This window comes from Isoptericola sp. Y581, assembly GCF_059445475.1.
The window spans coordinates 274,844-296,171 of sequence record NZ_JCAIUK010000006.1; the positions used below are offsets into that span (position 1 = coordinate 274,844).

Annotated in this window: 23 protein-coding genes and 2 pseudogenes; 14 read left to right on the top strand and 11 right to left on the bottom strand. The window is 70.4% G+C overall.

Going from position 1 to position 21,328, the window contains the following annotated elements; genetic code table 11:
• Nucleotides 1-28 precede the first annotated feature (28 nt).
• Nucleotides 29-2,470, bottom strand: coding sequence for an N-6 DNA methylase (locus AC1C2W_RS13440; RefSeq protein WP_495413351.1), 2,442 nt, complete (start codon nt 2,468-2,470; stop codon nt 29-31).
• Nucleotides 2,471-2,710: 240 nt separating this feature from the next.
• On the opposite strand from AC1C2W_RS13440, the pseudogene AC1C2W_RS13445 reads away from it, so the two are divergent.
• The 5 genes and pseudogenes from AC1C2W_RS13445 to AC1C2W_RS13465 form a co-directional block, all read left to right on the top strand.
• Nucleotides 2,711-3,023 (top strand): annotated as a pseudogene (locus AC1C2W_RS13445) (carbohydrate ABC transporter permease); the annotation flags it as partial.
• Between the two features lie 414 nt (nt 3,024-3,437).
• Nucleotides 3,438-3,707, top strand: coding sequence for a DUF2961 domain-containing protein (locus AC1C2W_RS13450; protein ID WP_495413352.1), 270 nt, complete (start codon nt 3,438-3,440; stop codon nt 3,705-3,707).
• Between the two features lies 1 nt (nt 3,708).
• Nucleotides 3,709-3,822 (top strand): annotated as a pseudogene (locus tag AC1C2W_RS13455) (DUF2961 domain-containing protein); the annotation flags it as partial.
• 97 nt (nt 3,823-3,919) lie between these two features.
• Entirely contained in the window at nt 3,920-4,123 is a 204-nt protein-coding gene (locus AC1C2W_RS13460; protein ID WP_495413353.1) for a DUF2961 domain-containing protein, read from the top strand.
• Between the two features lie 85 nt (nt 4,124-4,208).
• Complete coding sequence (locus AC1C2W_RS13465; protein ID WP_495413354.1) at nt 4,209-4,553, top strand: VOC family protein; 345 nt, start codon at nt 4,209-4,211, stop codon at nt 4,551-4,553.
• A 540-nt stretch (nt 4,554-5,093) separates the two neighbouring features.
• Here AC1C2W_RS13465 and AC1C2W_RS13470 read toward each other — a convergent pair.
• A complete protein-coding gene (locus tag AC1C2W_RS13470) occupies nt 5,094-5,576 on the bottom strand; it encodes a hypothetical protein (protein WP_495413355.1) in 483 nt (160 codons plus the stop codon).
• Between the two features lie 138 nt (nt 5,577-5,714).
• Here AC1C2W_RS13470 and AC1C2W_RS13475 point away from each other — a divergent pair, with 138 nt between their 5' ends.
• Entirely contained in the window at nt 5,715-6,179 is a 465-nt protein-coding gene (locus tag AC1C2W_RS13475) for a VOC family protein (RefSeq protein ID WP_495413356.1), read from the top strand.
• Between the two features lie 32 nt (nt 6,180-6,211).
• Here the strand turns inward: AC1C2W_RS13475 and AC1C2W_RS13480 are convergent, their stop codons facing one another.
• Together AC1C2W_RS13480 and AC1C2W_RS13485 are read right to left on the bottom strand one after the other, a co-directional pair.
• Nucleotides 6,212-7,012, bottom strand: coding sequence for a class I SAM-dependent methyltransferase (locus tag AC1C2W_RS13480; protein ID WP_495413357.1), 801 nt, complete (start codon nt 7,010-7,012; stop codon nt 6,212-6,214).
• Nucleotides 7,009-7,467 carry a YybH family protein gene (locus AC1C2W_RS13485; RefSeq protein WP_495413358.1) on the bottom strand — a complete coding sequence of 153 codons (459 nt, stop codon included), beginning with the start codon at nt 7,465-7,467 and terminating at the stop codon, nt 7,009-7,011. The genes AC1C2W_RS13480 and AC1C2W_RS13485 overlap by 4 nt, the downstream gene beginning before the upstream one ends.
• A 100-nt stretch (nt 7,468-7,567) precedes the next feature.
• Here AC1C2W_RS13485 and AC1C2W_RS13490 point away from each other — a divergent pair, with 100 nt between their 5' ends.
• The 3 genes from AC1C2W_RS13490 to AC1C2W_RS13500 all read left to right on the top strand — a co-directional run bounded on the left by AC1C2W_RS13490 (nt 7,568) and on the right by AC1C2W_RS13500 (nt 11,712).
• Complete coding sequence (locus AC1C2W_RS13490; RefSeq protein ID WP_495413359.1) at nt 7,568-8,185, top strand: CGNR zinc finger domain-containing protein; 618 nt, start codon at nt 7,568-7,570, stop codon at nt 8,183-8,185.
• 105 nt (nt 8,186-8,290) lie between these two features.
• Nucleotides 8,291-9,028, top strand: a complete 738-nt coding sequence (locus tag AC1C2W_RS13495) for a SprT-like domain-containing protein (RefSeq protein ID WP_495413360.1) — start codon at nt 8,291-8,293, stop codon at nt 9,026-9,028.
• Nucleotides 9,029-9,138: 110 nt separating this feature from the next.
• Nucleotides 9,139-11,712, top strand: a complete 2,574-nt coding sequence (locus tag AC1C2W_RS13500) for a polysaccharide lyase family 8 super-sandwich domain-containing protein (RefSeq protein WP_495413361.1) — start codon at nt 9,139-9,141, stop codon at nt 11,710-11,712.
• Between the two features lie 125 nt (nt 11,713-11,837).
• Here the strand turns inward: AC1C2W_RS13500 and AC1C2W_RS13505 are convergent, their stop codons facing one another.
• Both AC1C2W_RS13505 and AC1C2W_RS13510 read right to left on the bottom strand, forming a co-directional pair.
• Nucleotides 11,838-11,966: a putative transporter small subunit gene (locus tag AC1C2W_RS13505; RefSeq protein WP_495413362.1), complete on the bottom strand. Its 129-nt coding sequence runs from the start codon at nt 11,964-11,966 to the stop codon at nt 11,838-11,840.
• On the bottom strand, nt 11,963-13,591 hold the full coding sequence (locus AC1C2W_RS13510; RefSeq protein WP_495413404.1) for a sodium:solute symporter family transporter: 1,629 nt from the start codon (nt 13,589-13,591) through the stop codon (nt 11,963-11,965). The genes AC1C2W_RS13505 and AC1C2W_RS13510 overlap by 4 nt, the downstream gene beginning before the upstream one ends.
• A gap of 583 nt (nt 13,592-14,174) precedes the next feature.
• Here AC1C2W_RS13510 and AC1C2W_RS13515 point away from each other — a divergent pair.
• Both AC1C2W_RS13515 and AC1C2W_RS13520 read left to right on the top strand, forming a co-directional pair.
• Nucleotides 14,175-14,351 (top strand): hypothetical protein, encoded by a 177-nt coding sequence (locus AC1C2W_RS13515; RefSeq protein ID WP_495413363.1) that lies wholly within the window; start codon nt 14,175-14,177, stop codon nt 14,349-14,351.
• A 66-nt stretch (nt 14,352-14,417) separates the two neighbouring features.
• Nucleotides 14,418-14,720: a zeta toxin family protein gene (locus AC1C2W_RS13520; RefSeq protein ID WP_495413364.1), complete on the top strand. Its 303-nt coding sequence runs from the start codon at nt 14,418-14,420 to the stop codon at nt 14,718-14,720.
• Nucleotides 14,721-15,048: 328 nt separating this feature from the next.
• On the opposite strand, the gene lpdA is transcribed toward AC1C2W_RS13520, so the two are convergent.
• The 3 genes from lpdA to AC1C2W_RS13535 all read right to left on the bottom strand — a co-directional run bounded on the left by lpdA (nt 15,049) and on the right by AC1C2W_RS13535 (nt 17,924).
• Nucleotides 15,049-16,452 carry a dihydrolipoyl dehydrogenase gene (gene lpdA, locus AC1C2W_RS13525; protein WP_495413365.1) on the bottom strand — a complete coding sequence of 468 codons (1,404 nt, stop codon included), beginning with the start codon at nt 16,450-16,452 and terminating at the stop codon, nt 15,049-15,051.
• 82 nt (nt 16,453-16,534) lie between these two features.
• Nucleotides 16,535-16,981 (bottom strand): ribonuclease HI, encoded by a 447-nt coding sequence (gene rnhA / locus AC1C2W_RS13530; RefSeq protein ID WP_495389744.1) that lies wholly within the window; start codon nt 16,979-16,981, stop codon nt 16,535-16,537.
• 25 nt (nt 16,982-17,006) lie between these two features.
• The gene (locus AC1C2W_RS13535) at nt 17,007-17,924 is read right to left on the bottom strand and encodes an SMP-30/gluconolactonase/LRE family protein (protein WP_495413366.1); all 918 of its coding nucleotides are present in this window, start codon (nt 17,922-17,924) and stop codon (nt 17,007-17,009) included.
• Between the two features lie 64 nt (nt 17,925-17,988).
• Between AC1C2W_RS13535 and AC1C2W_RS13540 the strand changes: the two genes are divergently transcribed.
• Together AC1C2W_RS13540 and AC1C2W_RS13545 are read left to right on the top strand one after the other, a co-directional pair.
• Entirely contained in the window at nt 17,989-18,429 is a 441-nt protein-coding gene (locus tag AC1C2W_RS13540; protein ID WP_495389746.1) for an Lrp/AsnC family transcriptional regulator, read from the top strand.
• A gap of 87 nt (nt 18,430-18,516) precedes the next feature.
• Nucleotides 18,517-19,392 carry an LLM class flavin-dependent oxidoreductase gene (locus AC1C2W_RS13545; RefSeq protein WP_495413367.1) on the top strand — a complete coding sequence of 292 codons (876 nt, stop codon included), beginning with the start codon at nt 18,517-18,519 and terminating at the stop codon, nt 19,390-19,392.
• Nucleotides 19,393-19,455: 63 nt separating this feature from the next.
• Here the strand turns inward: AC1C2W_RS13545 and AC1C2W_RS13550 are convergent, their stop codons facing one another.
• Nucleotides 19,456-19,833 carry a winged helix-turn-helix transcriptional regulator gene (locus AC1C2W_RS13550; protein WP_495413368.1) on the bottom strand — a complete coding sequence of 126 codons (378 nt, stop codon included), beginning with the start codon at nt 19,831-19,833 and terminating at the stop codon, nt 19,456-19,458.
• 78 nt (nt 19,834-19,911) lie between these two features.
• On the opposite strand from AC1C2W_RS13550, the gene AC1C2W_RS13555 reads away from it, so the two are divergent.
• A complete protein-coding gene (locus tag AC1C2W_RS13555) occupies nt 19,912-20,616 on the top strand; it encodes an SDR family oxidoreductase (RefSeq protein ID WP_495413369.1) in 705 nt (234 codons plus the stop codon).
• Between the two features lie 51 nt (nt 20,617-20,667).
• Here the strand turns inward: AC1C2W_RS13555 and leuD are convergent, their stop codons facing one another.
• Nucleotides 20,668-21,306 carry a 3-isopropylmalate dehydratase small subunit gene (gene leuD, locus AC1C2W_RS13560; protein ID WP_495389750.1) on the bottom strand — a complete coding sequence of 213 codons (639 nt, stop codon included), beginning with the start codon at nt 21,304-21,306 and terminating at the stop codon, nt 20,668-20,670.
• Nucleotides 21,307-21,328 lie beyond the last annotated feature (22 nt).

The window sequence follows — 21,328 nt, forward strand, 5'->3', positions numbered from 1 at the left end:
GCTGACAGTGCGCCCCGGCGGGGAGACATCAGGCGTCTTCCGGGGTCAGGTTGGCGCCGAACCGGACGGCGGCTATGACGTCGGCGACATAGGCGCTGGTTCGGGCGCGAGCCTCATCGGCTGCGGCCGCGAGAGCGGCGGCCGCGGTGAGGGAGGAGACGAGCTCGTCCTGGATCCCAAGGCTCGGGAGCGGGATTTCGAGATCCTTGACGTTTGCGCGCTTGATCGCCGACCCCATGAGGAAGTGCGTATTCCACGCACCCTTAATCGCCAGCGCGACGAAGCGCGAACGCAGGGCGTCGGGATCAAGTGAGATCACCGTGACCTGGTTGGAGACTGCATGACCGCCGGTCTCATCGACCACGCTCTGGATGGTGAACTGGGTTGTCAGGAGCACGTCGCCGGGAGCGGTGAGGCGCTCGTTTGCTGCGAGCTCACCGTCGGCAGGATCGGGCAGTCCTTCGCGTACGTGTTGCGGGCGAACAGCGTTCTCAGGTGTCGATCCGCCCTTGCCGGTTCGGACCGAGCCGCGCCACATCTCGCGCACGGTACCGGACTTGACCAGTTCACCAATCGACATGACTCGTGTCCCGGCGAAGTTCACCCGCGGGATGGTCGGTGCCGTAGTGGCACGAAGTTCCTCGACAGTCTCCGCCACGGCCGACCACGATGCCTTCGCTTGGGCTGCGAAGTCGACGTCGGCCACGCTCGCGTCGGCGAGGTGCATCGCAGGATTGAGGTTGGCATCGGCGTCGGCAAGAAGGTCGGCAAGGGGTACGGTCGTGTGCCTGACGCCGTCGGAGGTGGACGCGTCGACGAAAGTCACCGCCTCGGCCGGGTCCGTCGTCGGTCGCAGGACAACCGCGAACATCGGGATCCCCGTGTAGGTCAGTAGGTTCGCAGGCAGAGCGATGACAGCCTCAATGCAGCCGGCGGCGACCAACTCGCGGCGGATGGCCCCGGCCGACCCTGTACGGAACAGCGATCCGCCAGGCTGAAGGACGTACCCTCGCCCGCTGGAGGAGAGGTGGGCGACAGCGTCCTGCAGCCAGGCGAGGTCCATCGCCGGGCCGTTCGGAGTGCCGAACTGCCAGCGCTTGTCGAAGTCGGGCAGCTTCTCGCGGGAGGGCGCGCCGAGAGGGGGCTCGGCGACGACAGCATCGGCGAGGCCGCCGGGCCACGGGTCCTCGCGCAGCGTGTCGGCCACCGCAAGGTCGGCGCCGATCCCGTCGAGGAATGCCCTCTGGCGGGCGATCTGGAGAATGTCCGCGTCGATTTCGCGGCCGGTCAGGGAGACCTCGGGCCGAACGGCGTGGATGGCGAACAGCGCCTCGCTGATGCCGCACGCCGGATCGTACGCCGACCGGATCGACCCGGTGTCCGCCAGCAGATCGAGGATCTCGGGCATCGCCTTGGCGACTGTGGCGTGCGCCTCGCCGGTGAGCTTCGTGGTCTTGCTGGCGCTGGTGTTCACGAGGTTCTTTCGGGTCGCCAGGGACGCGAGCAGTTGGGCCGAGGCGGAGTCGACTGCGCCGGAGAGGCCGGTCATGCGACCCTGCGAACGGGCCATGCGGTCGACAACGGCAGACGCCGCGTCGGGCAGATCGGCCTCGGAGATCCGTTCCAGCCCAACGAGGAGGTTCGACATGCCGTTGGCAACGCCGTCCGCGCGCGGCCAACGGTCAACCAGCAGGCCACGGCCGCCCGGAACGAGGTCGGCGGCGCCGCGGAAGAGTTCACTCAGGGCCGCCTCGGTGTGGGTGGAAGCAGCCTGCGCCGCCGCGGCCCACAGGGAAGCGACATCGGGAGATGAAAGGGCGGCCTTGCGGACGACAAGGAGCGACAGCACCAGACGCCCTGCCTGCTCCGGCGTGAGTTCACCACGAACGGTGTCCATGAACGACCACAGGAGGTCGGCGGCCGTCGTCTCGCGGACGTTCTTGCCGTTCGCGCGCAGCCAGGCCGCAACAGCGTCGTAGTCGTAAAGCGGGCGGGCGGACGTACCGCCCGCGAGCTCAGGGAAGTCCTTCGAGCGGGCCCGCCAGTTGGCCACCGCTGCGGCGCTCACTCCGGCGAGGCTGGCGATGTCGCTCGGGCGGATCAGTCTCTGGGCGGCCATCAGGCGGCGTCCCTTCCCTGGATGTGACGGTTCATGGTCGGGCGCTCCCGGCCGGGATTGATCCGGCGGGAGACGCTCTGAAATTGGTCGGAGGGCACCGAACACGTGACGGGCGTCCTGCCACCCGACCGCTGCGGCCACGAGGTTCTCCTTGTGGCTTGTGCCGACGACCACTTGGTCGGTCGGGCCAAGGTCGAGCACCTCGCGGACCTTCGTCGCCGCCCAGGCTGCACCGGCCTGAGTGATGTACCGGCGGCCGAGGAAGTTCTCGACGTCCACCAGGACGAGGCGACGCCCAGTTCCCCCGAAGTCACGGCCCAGGTCGAAGCGACCACCCGTCTTCGTTTCCATGCCCTCACCTCACCTAAGTCCGTGAGTCCGACCAAGGGGGTCCGAACCCGTTGGGTAGAACCGTAGACCACCGCAATAGAGGCTGCAACCCCTTAGTTAGATTCACATCGTGTGAAGTTGAGAGCGTCTGTGAACCTCGCTCCCGGGCCTCAACCACGCTCCCGCTGTCCCCGCAGCGTCGCGGCGCAAAGACCTTGGGCCGGCGGCCCGCCCGATGAGAGGCCCGGGTCGAGGTCTCAGAGCATCGACGGCGCGTCCCGCTGGCGGATCCTCACCCAGGTCGTGGCGCCCGTGCTGCGGCCGACCATGGGCGTCCTCGTGGTCTTCTTCTTCATCTGGACGTGGAACGAGTTCTACATCCCGCTCGTACTGCTGGCCGACCCCGCCTCGCAGACCGTGCCCATCGCGCTGTCGACGCTGCGCGGCCAGCACTCCATCGACATCACCGTGCTCAACGCCGGGTCGCTGCTCTCCCTGCTGCCGACGCTCGCGTTCTTCGTCTTCTTCCAGCGCACCCCTGAGCCGCGGCGTCACCGCCGGGGCCGTCAAGTGACCACGCAAGGATCGCTCCCACCGATGACCGCACTCTGGCACGCCCCCGGGCCCGCCGTCCGAAGCCGCTCCATCAACGCCGAGAACCCCACCGGCGCACCCGGAGCCGCCGCGTCGACTGCCTCACCCCTGGGACCGGGGCACAAGGGCACCGCGTACCTCCCGATCACCCCGGGCGAGACCCTCACCCTGGCCGACGTCGAGGGCCCCGGCGTGATCCGCCACCTGTGGATCACCGTGCCCGACCGCACGGCGGCGGGGCCGTACGTGCTGCGCGACCTCATGTTGCGCGTCTACTGGGACGGCTCCGACCTGCCCGGCCGTCGAGGTCCCGCTCGGCGACTTCTTCTGCAACGGCTTCGCCGAGCGCGCGCTGGTCACCTCCGACCGGGTCGTCGTCGCCCCCACCTGCGGGATGAACGCCTACTTCCAGATGCCGTTCCGGTCCCGCGCCCGGATCACGCTGACCAGCGAGCACGGCGGACCGATCCCGCACGTCTTCTACCAGGTCGACTACACGGTGGGCGACGACGTCGGCGACGACGCGATGTACTTCCACGCCCAGTGGCGCCGCTCCAACGGCACGACCGCGCTCGGCGAGGACCACGTCATCCTGGACGGCGTCGAGGGACCGGGGCGGTACCTCGGGACCTTCGTCGGCCTCGCGTCGCTGCACCGAGGGTGAGGTGAAGTTCTACATCGACGACGACACCGACCTGCCCACCCAGTGTTCGACCGGCCTCGAGGACTACGCCGGTGGCGCGTGGGCCTTCCAGGACGAGCTGCGCACCACGCCCGAGCCCGAGGTGATCACGTTCAGCGCCCCGTACTGCGGGTATCCGCAGTACCTGCGGCGCGACCCCACCGGCGGCGCCGTTCGCCCACGACGCTCCCCCGATGCACGGCCTCTACAGGTGGCACGTGCCCGACCCGATCCTCTTCAGCCGCCGGCTGCGCGTGACCGTGCAGCAGATCGGCGTCTGGGACCACGGGCTCTTCGAGCGCAGCGATGACGTCGCCACCGTGGCGTACTGGTACCAGTCGCAGCCGACCGGGCGGTTCCCCGCGCTGCCGCCGGCGGCGCAGCGCGCGCCCCGCTGACGGGCCGGGGAGAGGGCGGCGGCCGTCGTCCTCTCCCCGCGTCGCGCACGGGCGGTATGCGCCTCGGCCGTGATCTCCTGGAGTCATGCGGGTGGAACGAGTCGTGCCGATCCTGACCGTCACGGACCTGCGCCAGGCCGTGCAGGAACACGAGGAGGTGCTGGGCCTGCGCGTGCTCATGGACCACGGGTGGATCGTCACTCTCGGCGACGACGACGGTCACCAGCTCAGCCTCATGACCAGCGACGCGACAGCACCTATGAACCCCGACGTGTCGGTCTTCGTCGACGACGTCCACACCGCGCTGGATCGTGCCCGCGCCGCAGGGCTCGAGATCGTGCACCCGCTCACCGTCACGCGGTTCTTCTACCGCGGGCACGACGGCAGGGTCGTCAACGTCGGCACCCACACCGACGCCGTCAACGGGTAAGCACGCACGCTCGGCCCGTCCCTGATCGGTTTCTATCCATGGCCGCAATGCCGTCGGCCCTCCCCGCTACCTTCACCACGAGGGTCGCGCGTGAGCTCGCTGTGCACAGCCGGGACCTGTACGACTGGCGGGACGACGGCGAGGTCACCGAGCTTTCTCGCGGGGTCTTCCGCCGCGGTGACGCACCACCTCCGACGTACCCAGACCTCCTGGCCGTCTCGACTCGCGTTCCTGGCGGAATCGTCTGCTGCCTCTCCGCCACTTTACTCTTCGACCTCACCGACGTGCTGGTCGGAGCAGTACAGGTCGCGGTTCGACGCGGAGCGCACACCCGCGGATCGAGTTCCCGCCGACGGAGGTGCTGCGTTTCGAGGCCGGACGATTCGAGCTGGGTAGGACGACGGTCGAGGCGGCCCCGGGCGAGCCCGTTCCGGTCTACGACACCGCGCGCACGGTGGTCGACCTCGCGCGGCCGCGCCACCGTTTCGGCGAGCCTGTCGTTGGAGCCACACCGACCGACGCTGGGGATAGGCAACGCCCTCAGGCTGGCGCCCAGTCGACGTGGCCCTCCATCGGGCCACCGCACTCCGCCGTCCCGCCCACGCGCACCCAGTCGACGTCGACCTCGGTCCGAGCGATCACGTCCCCGTCGTCGTCGAGTGCGCGGAGCGCGACCGGGTTCGGCGGGTAGAAGAGCGTGAAGGCCCAGGTGTCACCGTCCCGGGAGGTCGGCATCGTGGGCGCCGTCGCGTCCGGTGCGCTCGGAAGCGGCGGCTGCCATCGGTCGCCGTCGCGCACCTGGAGGTGAGCCACCGCGGCGGTGTCCCCCGTCAGCGTCACCTCGAGGACGCTGGAGTAGCCGATCGCGGGGCAGGCCCGTCCGGGCGGAGACAGGCGCGGCCCGACGATCGCGGCAGCAACAGCCAGGACGACGATGCCCGTGGCGGCCAGTCCGGCCCAGAGCGGTAGGCGAAGGTTCCGGGCCACCCCGGCCCCGGAGCGTTCGGAGGCCTCTCGTCTCATGGCCGGCCCTGGCTCTCGCGCACCTGTGCCACGTCGCGCACCTTCTCACCGCTGACAGCTGAGGTGGACCTGTATACACCCAGAAGATGCCGTACGCTGTACCGGAATGATCGACGCACGCACTCCAGGAGGCATGACGTGGTAGCAGGAGCGTTCCGAGTAGGCCTGCGGGTAGATGACGTGGTCGCCGCGGCAGAGCTCTACCGCGGGTTTGGGTTCGACGACGTGGGCTCGATCCCCGGGCCCGACGGCGGGCCGGTCATGACCATCCTGAGCCGGGGTGAGGTGCAGCTCATCGTCGACGCCCTGGTGGGCATGCCGTTCCCCGACAGCACGCGGGAGCGGCGCACGCAGGAGGGCCCGCGGGGGCTAGGCGTGGCGATCGGGCTGGGCGTGGACGACCTGACCGCTAGCTACGACTACTGCCGGGCCGCGGGGTGCACGATCACCTCGGAGCCGGCCGACGAGGCCTGGGGCGACCGCGTGTTCGAATGCGTCGACCCGTTCGGCTACCAGTGGGAGTTCTCCGAGCCGATCAAGGACTGGGCAGCCTCGGACGGGCTGGACGCCGCACAGCGCAGCTGGTTCGGCGACCACGCCTGACAGTCCCCGCCGGCGCTCCCGCCGACGGCGCCCTATCCGCGCGTCGCCGGCCGACGCCCCCAGGTCGACACGAACTGGTAGGACCAGGCGCTGAACTGCGGGTCGAGCACCAGGTCGGTGAACCGGCGCAGCTCGTCGGCGGCGAGCCCGGCACCCTGCAGGGGCTGCTCGATCTGCATCACCAGGCTCCGGTAGTACTGCATCGGCGGCGACCCGCCTGCGGCGGTGAACGCGTCCTCGAGCGAGCGCACGTCGTCGAGGCCCGCGCGTCGCAGGTGGCCGCGGACCTCGTGGGCCCACTCGAGGTTCATGCCCGCGGAGCGACCCACGCGGTTCATGCCGACGTCCATCACGCGGTCGAACAGCGCCGCGTCGGCGGGGTCCGAGCCCGTGGCCGCCACGGGAAGTCGGTCGGAGACGTCCGTGACGACCAGCCACCCGCCGGGTGCGAGCGCGTCCGCGAGCTCGGCGAGGATCTCCTCACGCCGCGACAGATGCATCAGGAGCATGCGCGCATGGATGAGGTCGAACGGCCCGTCGACGGGGATCCCGTCGTTGGCGTCGTGCCGGTGGACGGCCACACCCTCCGCCGGCTCGAGACGGCTGGTGTCGATGTCGACCGCCGCGACGGCGCCCGTGGGTCCCACCTGCCCCGCCAACCACCGGGCAACCGAGCCGTTCCCGGCGCCCAGCTCCAGGCATCGCCACCCGGGCTGCACCCCGACGCTGCGGAGCACCCCCGTCGTGGTGGCGTCGAGCATGGCGGAGAGGCAGTCCACCTGCAGCCGACCGTGGTCGGTCGAGGTGTCGAACACGTACTCGGTCTCCATCATCGCGAGATCCCTTCGTCGCCGTCCTCGGGGAAGGCCGTGTCCAGCAGCGGGTCGGCGTGCATGTGCACGATGCGCCAGCCCGCGCCGTCGTGCCGGCAGATCTTGGTGACGCGGCGCTCCCGGATCTCCGGCTCCCCGCCGTTCGCCCGCGACCGGATGCTCTCCAGGTACATCGTGTAGGCGAAGTCCCCGTGCACCTGCTCGACCAGCTGGTCGAGGCGCTGATAGACGCCGTCGTGGTAGGCGGAGGCGACGGCCTCAAGCCGGTCGCGCACCTCGTCCCACCCGAGCGCTGTGCCGCCGAAGGCGCCCAGCAGCGAGACCTCCGGCGTGTGGGCCCACAGCTCCTGGTAGGGCCGCGGGTCCCCCGCCACCAGCGCGGCCAGCGCCGCCCGCTGGGCGGTCTGGAAGTCGCCCCACTCGGCGTCGGCCTCCACCGCGGTGGTCTCCCCCATCGTCAAACCTCTCTGTATGAGCACATGAGCACGGAGTGTCAGGGCCCACGCCATCACACGTGCAACTAATGCGTCAAGAGCCCTTGCTAGCATTAGTCGCGTGACACCGCTTCCCTCCACGCTCGCCCGGGTGCTGATCACCGAACCGCTGGCACTGGACCTGGTGAACACCCGCATGTACCTCGCCGAGACGTGGGTGGACCTCCTCGACAGCCAGGAGGAACGCGGCGTGTGGCTGGGCGCGCTGGCACCGCGGCTCGACGTCGGCCCCATGAGCACCGACACAGACGCCGACACCCCGTTCCCCGACGACGCGGCGGACGCGCTGAAGACGGTCCGCGAGCAGGCCGCGGCCGCCATCGAGCCCGCCCGGCACGGCAGGAAGCCGCCGGCGCGGGCGCTGGCCGGTCTCAACGACGCGCTGCGCGCGGCGCCGGCCACGGCGCAGGCGCGCTGGGACGGCTCGTCGGTCACCGCCGAGACCCGCCGGGCCGGCTCCCTCGCCGAGCGGCTCTCCGCCGCCTTCGCCGACGCGACGGTGCAGCTGCTCAGCGAGCCGGACATCCGCAAGGTGCGCCGCTGCGACGCCCCGGCCTGCGTGATGCTCTTCCTGCCCCGCAACCCGAACCGCCGCTGGTGCACGCCGAGCATCTGCGGCAACAGGGCCCGCGTCGCGCGCTACTACCTGCGGCACAAGCCCGACTCGGCGGGCGCCTAGCTCGGGCCGGCCGTTTCGACGGCCTGTCGGTGCACGGCGCTACCTTGTCGGCGGGCCCGGCGAACGTGCCGGAACCCGGATCGAGACGGAGCAGCAGGCCACCGGATGACGCGAGCGAACCGAACGAACCGAACGAAGCAGGACCCGTCGGGGCAGTACGAGCGCGACCTGCTCGACCTGCTCGACGACCGGCCGGACGACGGCCCGATGCCGCTGGACGAGCTGGCCACGCTCGCCCGCTCGCTGATGGACCGGCACGGCCTGCACGACTGGACGTTCGCGTGGGACCGCGCGGTGCGCCGGGCCGGGGCCACCCGGTGGAAGTCGCGCACCATCTCGCTGTCCGTGCCGCTGATGCGCCGGTTCCCGCGCGGGGACGCGCGCGACACCGTGCTGCACGAGATCGCCCACGCCCTCGTCGGGCACGGCCACGGTCACGACGGCACCTGGAAGGCCAAGGCCGCCGAGATCGGCGCCCGTCCCGAGCGCTGCTTCGACTCGTCGATCGCCCAGGTCGACGGCGACTGGACCGGCGCGTGCCCCCAGGGGCACACCCACAGCCGGCACCGCGCGCCGAAGCATGCCGTGGTCTCCTGCGCGCTCTGTGCACCCCAGGTCTTCGACCGCCGCTTCCTGCTGACCTGGTCGTGGCGGGGCATCCCCGTCCTGACGCCCGGCACCCGTGTGGAGCTCGTCGGCGATCACGCCGGGGAGGGGCGCCGCGGCCGCGTCGCCAAGCTGCTGGACACGCGCTACGCCGTCGTCCTCGACTCCGGCCGGCAGCTCCGCGTGCCCTTCGCGTCGGTCACGAGTCCGCGGGTCGGGGTCGACGCCTGGTCCTGACGCGACCGTCGGGCGAGGGAAACTATTGCCGCCGACACCGTCGTGTTGGTTGGATGTCGACATCCGCCGAGCCAGTCGTCGAACGGTGTCATCGAACAATGGAGTTCGCCATGCCGCAGCTGTCCCGCCGCCAGGTCCTCGCGATGGTGCCCGCGGGGGCGTTCGTCGCGATCGCGGCGCCGTTGCGCGCCCGCGCCGACGCCCCCTCCGACCACGCGCGCCTGCTGGCGAACGCCCGGGGGATCTTCGCCGGCACGGCCGCGTCGAACGCGCGGCCGGAGGCTGCGGTGAGGCTCGCCGCGATCCATGCGGCGGCGCGCACGAACCTGGCCGGCCTGGACTCCGCCGGCCCCGGCGAGCTGTTCGCCGGCGTCCCGCTCGGCACGAGCGACCCGAACCTCGCCACCTCGTTCCTCCGGCTGTACGAGATCGCCCTGGCCACCTGCACCCCGGGCTACGCGTCCGACCTGGTGGGGAACGCCGCCGTCCGGCGCCGTGTGCTCGACGGGCTCGAGTCGCTCCACGCGAACTACTACGGCGACCAGGGCGCCGGCTACTACGGCAACTGGTTCCACTGGGAGATCGGCATCCCCGCGAGCGTCAGCAAGACGTTCGCGCTCCTGGCCGACCTGGCCGCGGCGGAACGGCCGGACCTCGTGCCGACGTACGTCGCCTCGATGGACGCGTACCTGCGCAACGGGAAGGACGGCGACGTCGACCTCGACTCCCGCTTCCACACCGGCGCGAACCTCGCCGACATCACGACCAACCGCGTGCTGCAGGGCGCGCTCACCGGCGACGACGCCCGCGTGTCCAAGGCGATCGCCGACCAGTCCACCGTGTTCACGACGATCGACCCGTACGACATCCGGCACGGCAACACCGACGGCTATTACGCCGACGGCTCGTTCATCCAGCACGACTCGGTGGCCTACACCGGCTCGTACGGGCGCACCCTGCTGACCCGCGTCGTCCAGACCGTCAAGCTGCTCGACGGCACCGCCGCGGCCCCCGGGACCGAGCTGCCCGACGTCGTCCACGGCTGGGTCCGCGACGGGTTCGCGCCCGTCATCGTCGACGGCTGGATGATGGAGATCGTCAAGGGCCGCGCCGTGTCGCGGACCGGCACCGGGTACGCCGACGTCGCCACGGTCCTCGAGGCCGCCGTCGACCTCACCGCCTACACGAGCGGCGCCAACGCGACCGCCCTGGGCGGGTACGTCCGCCACCTGGCGACGGCGTCCCCCACGCCGCCCGACCCCGCCCGGTTCGTCTCGCCGATCAGCGTCGTCCGCTACGCCGACCTCCTCGCGGACACAAGCGCGCCCGCGGCGGACCTGAACCCGCCCGAGCGCTCGGTCGCCTTCAACGCGATGGACCGCACCGTGCACCGCCGTCCCGGGTACACGTTCGCGCTGGCGCGCAGCTCGGACCGGATCAGCAGGTACGAGTACATGAGCGGCGAGAACCTCATGCCGTGGTTCCAGGGCGACGGGGCGTTCTCCCTCTACCTCGCCGGCCAGGACCACACCCAGGCCTTCGGCGTCGACTTCTTCACCACCGTCTCGCCCTACCGCCTGCCCGGCACCACCGTGCCGGTCGAGGAGCGGCGCACCGTCCCCGAGATGTACGGGCAGCCCTGGTACGAGAACCCCGGCCACCCGCTCGGGTTCACGTCGTCGTCCGAGTCGCAGAACACGTATGTCTACTTCCCGCGCGGCACCAACTCGTTCTCCGGCGGCGTGACGCTCGGCACGCTCGGCGCCGCGGGCATGGTGCTGTCCGACGACGTCCCGTACGTCGACGCTCAGGCCGGCGTCCTGCCCGCCGACTTCGTCGTCTACGCGAACGCCCGCGCGGTGAAGTCATGGTTCCTGCTCGACGACGAGGTCGTCGTGCTGGCGGCCGGGATCGGGGACCCGCACGGCCGCGACGTCGTCACGACGCTGGACTCCCGCATCGCCGCGCCCGACGACGGCGTCGTCGTGACCGGCGGCCGCCGCGACGGTCGCCCCTGGTCACCGAACGAAGGGTCGCTGAACGAGGGGTCGCCGCACGACGGCCCGGTACGGCTCGAGTGGCTGCGGTGGCACAACCCGGGGCAGGGGGTGGCCGTCGGTTACGCCCTGCTCGATTCCGCGCCGGTGCGCGTGACACTCGGGGACGTGACGCGCAGCCGCCGCGTGATCCGCACGTCGAACCCCGACACAGCGGCGACGAAGCGGGTGTTCACGGCCGCGGTCGAGCACGGGCGCCGCCGCGCCGAGCTCGCCTACGCCATCGTGCCCGGCGCCACCCAGGAGCAGCTCGCGGCCTACGGGCGCCGCGGCCCGCTCATCGTGCTCGCGAACGACGAGCGCGTGCAGGCCGTGCGGCACTCCGGCCTCGGGCTCACGGCCGCGAACGTGTTCGAAGACCGCGGGGCCCAGGTGCGGAACCTGGCGATCGACGGCCCCGCGTCGGTCCTCGTGCGCGAGGACGACGACGGCGGCACGTCCGTGGCGCTGTCGGACCCGACGATGCGGCGCGACGCCGTCGCGGTGACGATCCGCGGCCAACACCTCGACGGCGTCGAGGCGGGCGTCGGCGTCGAGGTACGCCGGGTACCGGGCGGCACGCAGGTGCGCGCACACACGCGCGAGGCCTACGGCGCGAGCTTCACCGCGACGCTGCGCCGGCGCTGACGACTCTCGCCACCCGCACCCGAGCGGTGCGCACGGCCCGCGGGCCGAACACCCACGGCACGGGCCGCACCCCTGGGGGTGCGGCCCGTGCCGGCTTCACGAGGCGCGTCCGCGCCGTCGGGACGCTAGATGATGCTGCGCCCCTCGGCCTTCGCGGCGCGCAGCTCGCGGTAGAACGCTCGGACGAGCACGAAGAGCACGCCGGCCACGACGACCGGCCAGACGAGCACGTACAACGTCAGCAGGAACGTCATGAGATCCCCTCTCCTGCCGCGACAGGCTCGCCCCGTCGCGGCTCGTCGACCGGACGGCTCACGGCCGCCGGCTCCTCGTCGAAGTCACCGGTGCGCTCCTTGATGAGGGCGAAGTCGAACCGATCCTTGCTCAGCATCGTCAGGGCGACGCAGACCAGCGTGCTGGCCGCATAGGCCACGAGCGACCCCGACAGCACCGGGTAGGTGTGCAGGAACCCGATCGCGAAGGGAGCGGCCGCCACCGTGGCGATCGTCCCGACAACGAGCGCGACCCGCTTGCCGAAGAAGCCGAAGGCCATCAGGCCGAGCACGACACCGACGCCGAGGGTGGACAGGACGTCCGAGGCGATGCCCAGCCCGCCGGACAGGTCGACCCACTCGAAACGCACCGGCAGGAAGGTCGCGAGGCCCGCGACGACCGCGATGCTGAAGGCGGCGTTCGTGACCCGGTCCCAGTAGAAGCTCGCGATGACGGGGAACACGAGGGCACCCCACATCGCACCGACGAACACGAGCAGGTCCAGGATGTTGAACTTGGCCCCGGCGAACCCGATCCCCGCCGCGATCGCGACGACCATCGTGATCCGGCCGATGAGGATCATCGTGCGCGGGTTGGCACGCTTCTTGCCCGCGACGTTCTGGCCGTAGACGTCCGCCATGATGATCGACGAGAGCGCCGTGAGGTCGGAGTCCGCCGTCGAGGAGAGCGAGCCGATGATCATCACGAAGAACAGGCACAGGAGCGCCGGGTTCAGGTAGGTCGCGGCCATCTGCGGGATGAGGTTGTTGACGTCGCCGTCGATCGGCTGGACGCCCGCGTACAGGGCGATGACGCCGAGCATCCCGACACCGATGATCGTCGCGCCGTAGCCGAACGTCGCCGTGACGAAGGTCTTCTTGATGAGGTCCTCACGGACCGCGAAGAGGCGCTGGGCGATGGTCTGGTTGCCGATGGCGTAGGCCAGCACGGCCGCGATGTACGGGGCCCCCTGGTTGAAGAACGCGTCCGACGAGAAGAAGTCCCCCTGCTGGGGCGTGAGGTTCGCCGCCCCGGTCTCGAACAGGCCGGGCCCGCCGGCCGCGAAGAACACGACCGGGATGATGACCACGACGGCGCCCAGCAGGGCCACCACCTGCGCGAAGTCGGTGAGGACCGACGCCCGGAAGCCGGACCACAGCGTGTACAGGAGCACGCCGGCCGCGATGGCGACGATCCCCTGCGTGAAGGTGTAGGGCGTGAGCATGCCGACCAGGGCCCCGCCGGCGATCAGGTTGGACGTGAGGCTGATGACGCTGCCGAGCACGTTGGACCCCGCGAGCATGAGCTGGCTCGAGCGCCCGTGGCGGGCGAACATCACCTCGGCGATCGTGTGCGCGCGCGGCGCCACCGCGCGGATCCTGCGCCCGAACGGGTAGATGAGCAGGATCATCAGCGCGCCCCACAGCCCGTAGTGGATGGGGCCCGAGACGCCGTAGGTGTAGCCGGAGGTGGCGGAGGCGTACATCGACGACGCCCAGATCCAGGTGGCGGTCATGGACGCGGCGGAGATGCCGAACCCGATCTTTCCGCCGCCGGTCATGTAGCCGTCCGCGTTCTCCTTCTTCCGGCTGATACGGACCGACATGTAGAAGCTGCCGCCGAAGAACAGCAGGAAGATGAGGATCACGACGGATCCAGGAAGTTGTTGCAGGTCGCTCAAGGCGTTCTCACTCTCTCGTCAGGGAACCGGAAAGCTGGTGCAGGTCCGGGTGAGACGGGTGCAGCGGGAACGGCAGCTAGGCGGGCGGGACCCGTCGGGGACAGACGGGGCGGCACGCACAGGGTCGTGCGTACCGTGCCGGCTGGGTCGACAGCGTCGACAGCACAGAGCTCCTTCCGTTCGTCAGCGTCCCCGGCCGCGGCGCATGGCGATGCGACGCGGCCGAGGCGTTCGTGCGCCGACACACGACCGGGCCGGCGAGGCGGTGACGGGACCATGGGGGCTCGCGCCAGGGGCGCGCCGACGCGACGTTGGCGTCAGGATTCCTCCGGGTGCGGCGCGACGCGCCGGCGACCAGGTCCGTCGGTCATGGTTATACCACAAACGGGCCATGCGCAGCCCGTGCCTCCCCCTCGGCGAGAAGGCCCTGGCCTGCACGAAGACTCTGATGACCGGTGCCGGCCCTTGTAGGCGATGATGTGAGCGTGACGGATGAGGGGAGCGCAGCGTGCAGGTCCTGACCCGGCGCGAGCTGAACCGGGCGACACTGGCGCGCCAGCTGCTGCTGGCCCGCGAGGGCCGCGCGCCGCTGAGCGTGGTGGAGCACCTCGGCAGGCCACTGCCGGACGGCGGGGTGGTTCGGCCCCCGCGAACTGAGCCCGCTGCTGCAGTCGACATCGACTGAGGTGTGCAACGCCGTGCGGCGCGCAGCGCTCCTGGACCGACTGGACGTTGTCATCGAGGGGACACGATGGCGTCACCCGCCTACGGCGACCGGCTGCTCCAGTCGCTGGCCAAGGCCGACTACGACCGACTGCACATCGTCTCGGTCGAGACCGACCGCGAGACCGCCGGCAAGCGCGCCGTGGAGCGATGGTGGCAGGGCCGGAACGAAGACTCGGAGATGGGCGGGCGGCTCGTCCTTCCCGAGACGATCGACCACGCCTACACCGCGGGGCGAGAGCGCAGCGTCTGCCGCGCCAACGCCCGCGCACGGGCGACCACGATCCGATCGGGTGGGACGGCCGTCGAGCACGTCACGATCGCCGAATAGGTGCTGCTGTGAGTCCGCACGCGGAGCAATTGAATGAGGTGGTGAACGTCGCCTGCCCGAAGGCATGCCACGTCACGTGCTTGAAGCCCGCGGGGAATCTGGGGCCGCGAGGCAACGCGATGTCGGGCGCAAGCGGGATCTCGTCACTCAGCCCGATGCACCAGCGCGCTCGACAGACACATCGTCGCGGCCGGCTTGACCGCCGTCGCGCTCGCCAGCGACGCAACGGCGGGATCGAGCCGGGCAGAAAAGAGGCCCGGACCTGCGGAAACTCGCAGATCCGGGCCTCTGACCAGGCGATCGACCGATGACCGATGTGCCCCGGTGACTACAGGTTGATCATGTGCCCCACGAGGCCGTGGATGGACTCCTGGACGGACTCGGACAGCGTCGGGTGCGTGTGCACGTTGCGCGCGACCTCGTCGGCGGTGAGGTCCCACTTCTGCGCGAGCGTGAGCTCGGGCAGCATCTCGGAGACGTCCGGGCCGATCATGTGGGCACCGAGCAGCTCGTTGTACTTGGCGTCGGCCACGATCTTGACGAAGCCGGTGGTGTCGCCGAGGCCGTGCGCCTTGCCGTTGGCCATGAAGGGGAACGAGGCGACCTTGACGTCGTAGCCCTCGTCCTTGGCCTGGGCCTCGGTGAGGCCGAACGACGCGACCTGCGGGGAGCAGAACGTGGCGCGCGGCATCATCCGGTAGTCGCCCAGCGTCATGGTCTCGGCGCCGCCGATGGTCTCGGCCGCGACGACGCCCTGCGCCTCCGCGACGTGCGCCAGCATGAGCTTGGCGGTGACGTCGCCGATGGCGTAGATGTGCGGCACGTTGGTGCGCATGTGGTCGTCGATGCCGATGGCGCCGCGCTCGGTGAGCTGCACGCCGGTGTTCTCGAGGCCGAAGTTCTCGACGTTGGGCGCGAAGCCGACTGCGGACAGGACCTTGTCGACGACGATCTCGCCGGGCTTGTCGTCCTTGACACCCTTGTAGGAGACGGTGACCGACGAGCCGTCGTCCTTGATCGTCTGGACGGCGGTGGAGGTGAGGAGCTTGACGCCCAGCTTCTTGTACTGCTTGGCGATCTCCTTGGAGACGTCCGCGTCCTCGTTCGGCAGCGCACGGTCGAGGAACTCGATGATCGTGACGTCCACGCCGTAGTTCTTCAGGACGTAGGCGAACTCCATGCCGATGGCGCCGGCGCCGACGATGGCGATCGACTTCGGCAGCTCGCGCGTCATGATCTGCTTCTCGTAGGTCACGACGTTCTCGCTGAGCTCGACGCCGGGCAGCAGCTTGACCTTGGAGCCCGTCGCGATGATCGCGTTGTCGAACGTCACGGTCTCGGTGCCGCCGGCGTTGAGCGTCACCTCGATCGTGTTCGCGTCGCGGAACGTACCGCGGCCGTCGTACTCGGTGATCTTGTTCTTCTTCATGAGGAAGTGGACGCCCTTGGTGCGGCCGTCCGCGACCACACGGGACCGGTCGAACGCCTTGCCGAAGTCGAACGTCACGTCACCGGACATGCCGAAGAAGTCGGCCTGGTGGTTGAAGATGTGGGCGAGCTCCGCGTTGCGTAGGAGGGCCTTGGAGGGGATGCAGCCCACGTTGAGGCAGACACCACCCCAGTACTTCTCCTCGATGATCGCGACGGACTTGCCGAGCTGGGCCGCACGGATCGCGGCGACATAGCCGCCGGGGCCAGCCCCGAGGAGGACGACGTCGTAGTGGGAAGCCATGGGTCCAGCCTATTCGCGCGCGCGACCGGCCGCGGCGTGACGTCCGTCGCACCTGACCGGCAGCAGCTTCACCGCGGCATCCTCACCGCACCGAGTCCACTCCCTGGTTCGCCAGCTCGTCCGCGCGCTCGTTCCCCGGGTCGCCGGCGTGCCCCTTGACCCACACCCACCGGACGTCGTGCTCGGCGACCTCCGCGTCGAGGGCCTGCCACAGGTCCACGTTCTTCACGGGCTTCTTCGCCGAGGTCTGCCAGCCGTTGCGCTTCCAGCCCGCGATCCACGTCTTCATGCCGTTCATCACGTACGACGAGTCCACGTGGATCACCACCGTGCTGGGCCGCGTGAGGGTCCGGAGCGCCTCGACGACGGCCGTGAGCTCCATCCGGTTGTTCGTCGTGACGGTCTCGCCGCCGAAGAGCTCCTTGGTGTGCTCGCCGAAGCGCAGCAGCGCCCCCCAGCCGCCGAGGCCCGGGTTGCCCTTGCAGGCCCCGTCGGTCCACATCTCCACCACGGGTTGCGTCTGCGTCACGGCGCAACCCTAGCTTCGCCGGTGGTCAGCGGGGGTACGCGGCACCGTTGAAGGTGACCCGCAGCGAGTACAGCGAGGTGCCCGCCGTGATGTAGAGGTGATTCCGCTTGTGCCCGCCGAAGGTGAGGTTCGCTACCGACTCGGGCAGGAGCAGCTTGCCGATCAGGTCGCCGTCGGGAGCGAAGCAGTGCACGCCGTCCCAGGCGGCGACCCAGATCCGGCCCTCGGTATCGAGGCGCATCCCGTCGAAGCGGCCGGCGTCGCACGTGGCGTGGATCGCGCCGCCGGTCAGGCGCCCGTTGTCCGTGACGTCGAAGACGCGGATGTGGCTCGGGTCCTGACGGGTGTCGACGACGAACAGCCGCTGCTCGTCCGGCGAGAACGCCAGCCCGTTGGGCCGGACGAAGTCGTCCGCGACGACGGTGACCTCCCCGTCGACGGGGTCGATGCGGAACACGTAGCAGTCGCCGCCGAAGTCCGACTCACCGGCATTGCCCTCGTAGTCCCCGGTGATCCCGTAGGTGGGGTCGGTGAACCACACCGAACCGTCCGCACGCACCACGACGTCGTTCGGGCTGTTCAGCCGCTTGCCGCGGTAGCTGTCCGCGAGGACCGTCACCGAGCCGTCGTGCTCGGTACGCGTCACGCGCCGGTTGCCCTGCTCGCAGGTGACGAGGCGTCCCTGGCGGTCCACGGTGTTCCCGTTGGCGTATCCGGAGCCGTGCCGCAGGACGCCAACGGCGCCCGTCGTCTCGTCATAGCGAAGCAGCCGGTCGTTCGGGATGTCGCTGAAGACGAGGTACTGCCCGCCCGCGAAGTACGCGGGGCCCTCGGTCTTCCGCGCGTCGGAGAAGTGACGCTTGACGACGAAGTCGCCATCGCATCCAGCGAACCGCTCGTCCAGCGCGACCAACTCGGTAGGAATCGCCTCAGAAGTAGACACCGTTCGGAGATTAGCCTCAGCGACCGATTCCTGTACAGCCGGTGCCATCGGTATAGTCCCTACCATGGATGACGTCGACCGGGAGCTCCTGAAGCTGCTGCAGCAGGACGCGGGCATGCCGTACACAGCGCTGGGCAAGGCCGTGGGGCTCTCCGCCGGGGCGGCTCACGACCGTGTGCGCAAGTCTCGAGAACGCGGGGTGATCCGCCGGACGACCATCGAGATCGACCCCAGTGCCGTCGGCCGCGGCGTGCTCGCCTTTGTCATGGTCGACGCGAACGCCTGGATGGGCGAACCGTCCACGCGCGAGGCGCTGGCCCGGATCGCGGAGATCGAGGAGGCGCACATCGTCGCCGGAGCGGCCTCGGTCCTCGTGAAGGTGCGCACCGCGTCCACCGAAGAGCTGCAGCAGGCGCTGCGCCGGATCTTCGGCGTCGACGGCGTCACCGGGACCGACGCGATCGTGGTGCTGGAGACGTTCTTCGAGCGCCCCATCCACATCTGACCGCACCCGATCCGAGGAGTGTCAGAGGGCTCGGCGTAGCGTGATCGGTGACGTCGGCCAACCACCTGGGTCACCCGGAGGAACGGTATGAAGTTCGGATTCGTCAGCAGCTTCGGTACCCCGGCGCAGCACGTGCGCCTCGCGCGCGAGTGCGAGGAGCACGGCTGGGACGGGTTCTTCTCCTGGGACGCGATCAGCATGGGCGACTGGGGCGGCGACGCGCTCACCGCGTGGGACCCGTTCGCCGTGCTCGCGGGTGCCGCCACGGTGACCGAACGGATCACGCTCGGCGCCATGGTCTTCGCCGTGCCGCGGCACCGGGCGTGGGAGCTGGCGCAGCGCGCCCTGACGGTCGACCACCTCTCGGGCGGCCGCCTGGTGCTGCCCGTGGGCGTCGGCGTGCTCGACGACCGCGGGTTCACGTCCGTCCCGGGGCAGAAGACAGCCCTGCGCGAGCGTGCCGGGATCCTCGACGAGACGCTCGGGTGGCTGGAGCGGTCGTGGTCGGGAGAGGAGTTCGAGGCCGACGGCGAGCACGTGCGCAACGGGCCGTTCCAGTTCGCTACTCCCCCGGTGCACGGCCGCATCCCCGTGTGGCCGGTCGGGGTCTGGGACGCGAAGCGCCCCCCGATCAAGAACCTGCGCCGCACGCTGCGCTGGGACGGCATCGTCGTGCAGGCGCGCGGCGAGACGCCGGAGGAGGCCGAGGCCGGGCCGGACGCCGTCCGCGAGCTGACGGCCTGGATCGCCGAGCAGCGCGCGTCCGTCGCCGGCCAGGACGCGGGGCCGTTCGACGTCGTGGCCTCCGGGTTGCTCTCGTCCGACCCCGACGAGGCGCACGACCAGGCCCGCGCGATGGCGGATGCCGGCGCCACCTGGTGGATCGACTCGTGGTGGGACCCGGCCGAGGCGACGCCCGAGCGCCTGCTCGAGCGGGTAAGGCAGGGCCCACCGGCCTTGTAGCGGGCGCGCAAGGGGTGCCTGGGGCACGCGCCTGAGCGGGCGAAGCGTGCCGCAGAGTCCCGCTCACACCGTGTCGGTGTACGCCTGGTCCGCGTGCCGGGCGCGGGCGGCCTCGATGTCGGGGACGTGCTGCTCGGCCCAGTCCCGCACGGCGCGGAGCGGGACGAGGAGGGAGCCCCCCAGCGGCGTCAGGGCGTACTCGACCCGGGGCGGGTTCTCGGCGAACTCGTGCCGGCTGATCAGGCCGTCGACCTCGAGGGAGCGGAGGGTCTCGGTCAGGACCTTCGGGGTGATCCCCTGGATGTGCGCCTTGAGGTCGGTGAAGCGGCGTGGGCCGTCCGCCAGGGCGTTGACGACGAACACGGTCCAGCGCGCGCCGATCCGGTGGAGCACGGTCCGGCTCGGGCAGGTCGCCGCCATCACGTTGTACGCCTTGCCCATGGGTGCTCCCAGTTCCGTTGAAGGTACCGGTATCAATTCCATACCGTGATCCCGATCCTACGAGAGGGAGTGACGGGCATGGAACGGATCCTGGTCATCGGCGGTGCACGGGCGTTAGGGGCCGCAGTCGCACGGCGTGCGGTGAAGGACGGGTACGACGTGGTGATCGGCGCACGTGATCTGGCTGCCGCCGAGGCGCTGGCGGCCGAGATCGACGCGACCGCGGTGCGCATCGACCTGCAGGACGAGGCGACGATCGCCGCTGCGGCGGCACGGCTCGCGGACGGGATCGACCACATCGTGTCGACCGGTTCGGCGCCGCACGACGTGCGGGCTGTCGAGCTGGATCACGACAGCCTGGTGGCTGCGTTCTCGGCAAAGGTGATCGGGCCGATGCTGGTTGCCAAGCACTTCGCGCCGGTGCTGCGGCCGAACGGGTCGATCGTGCTGTTCTCCGGGGTCGTCGGCTGGCGGCCGGGGCCGGGCTCGCTGGTCAAGGGGACGACCAACGGGGCGGTCGAGTACCTCGCCCGGCACCTCGCCGCCGACCTCGCCCCGGTGCGGGTCAACGCCGTCTCGCCCGGCGTCGTCGACTCGGGCGCCTGGGACCGGCTGGGCGCGGGCAAGGCCGCCTTGCTGAGCAAGAGTGCCGCCGGAACGCTGGTCGGCCGGCACGGCGAGCCCGACGACGTCGTCGACACGGTGATGTGGCTGCTGCGGGCGGGCTTCGTCTCCGGCGAGACGATCCACCTCGAGGGCGGGGCCCGCCACAAGACCGGCTGATTGGGACCGGTCGTCGCGAGGCGAAACGCGCCGGACGGCATCGAGGGGGGGTCAGCCCCCGGAGCGCGCGGGCTCGATCGGGACGTTCGGCAGGTGCTTGGCCGGCAGGGTCTTGGGCCGCCACGACGCCCGCTGCGTCTCGAACGCGGTGATGTCAGCCTCGTTCGTCAGAGTGAGGCCGATGTCGTCGAGGCCCTCCAGGAGACGCCAGCGCGTGTAGTCGTCGATCTGGAACGGCACGGTGACGTCGTCGGCGTGCGCCGTGCGCGCCTCGAGGTCCACGGTCACCTCGGTGCCCGGCTTCGTCTCGAGGATCTTCCAGAGGATCTCGATGTCCTCCTGCGCGACGATGCCGGCCACCAGGCCCTGCTTGCCCGAGTTACCGCGGAAGATGTCCGCGAAGCGCGGGGCGAGCACGACCCGGAAGCCGTAGTCCTTGAGCGCCCAGACGGCGTGCTCGCGCGAGGACCCGGTGCCGAAGTCCTGGCCCGCGACGAGCACGGAACCGGCCTTGTACGCGTCCTGGTTGAGCACGAAGGACGGGTCGCCGCGCCACGCCGCGAACAGGGCGTCCTCGAAGCCCGTACGCGTCACGCGCTTGAGGTAGACGGCGGGGATGATCTGGTCGGTATCGACGTTGCTGCGGCGCAGCGGCACCCCGACGCCGGTGTGGGTGGTGAACTTGTCCATGGGGGTTCTCCTCGAAAACTCG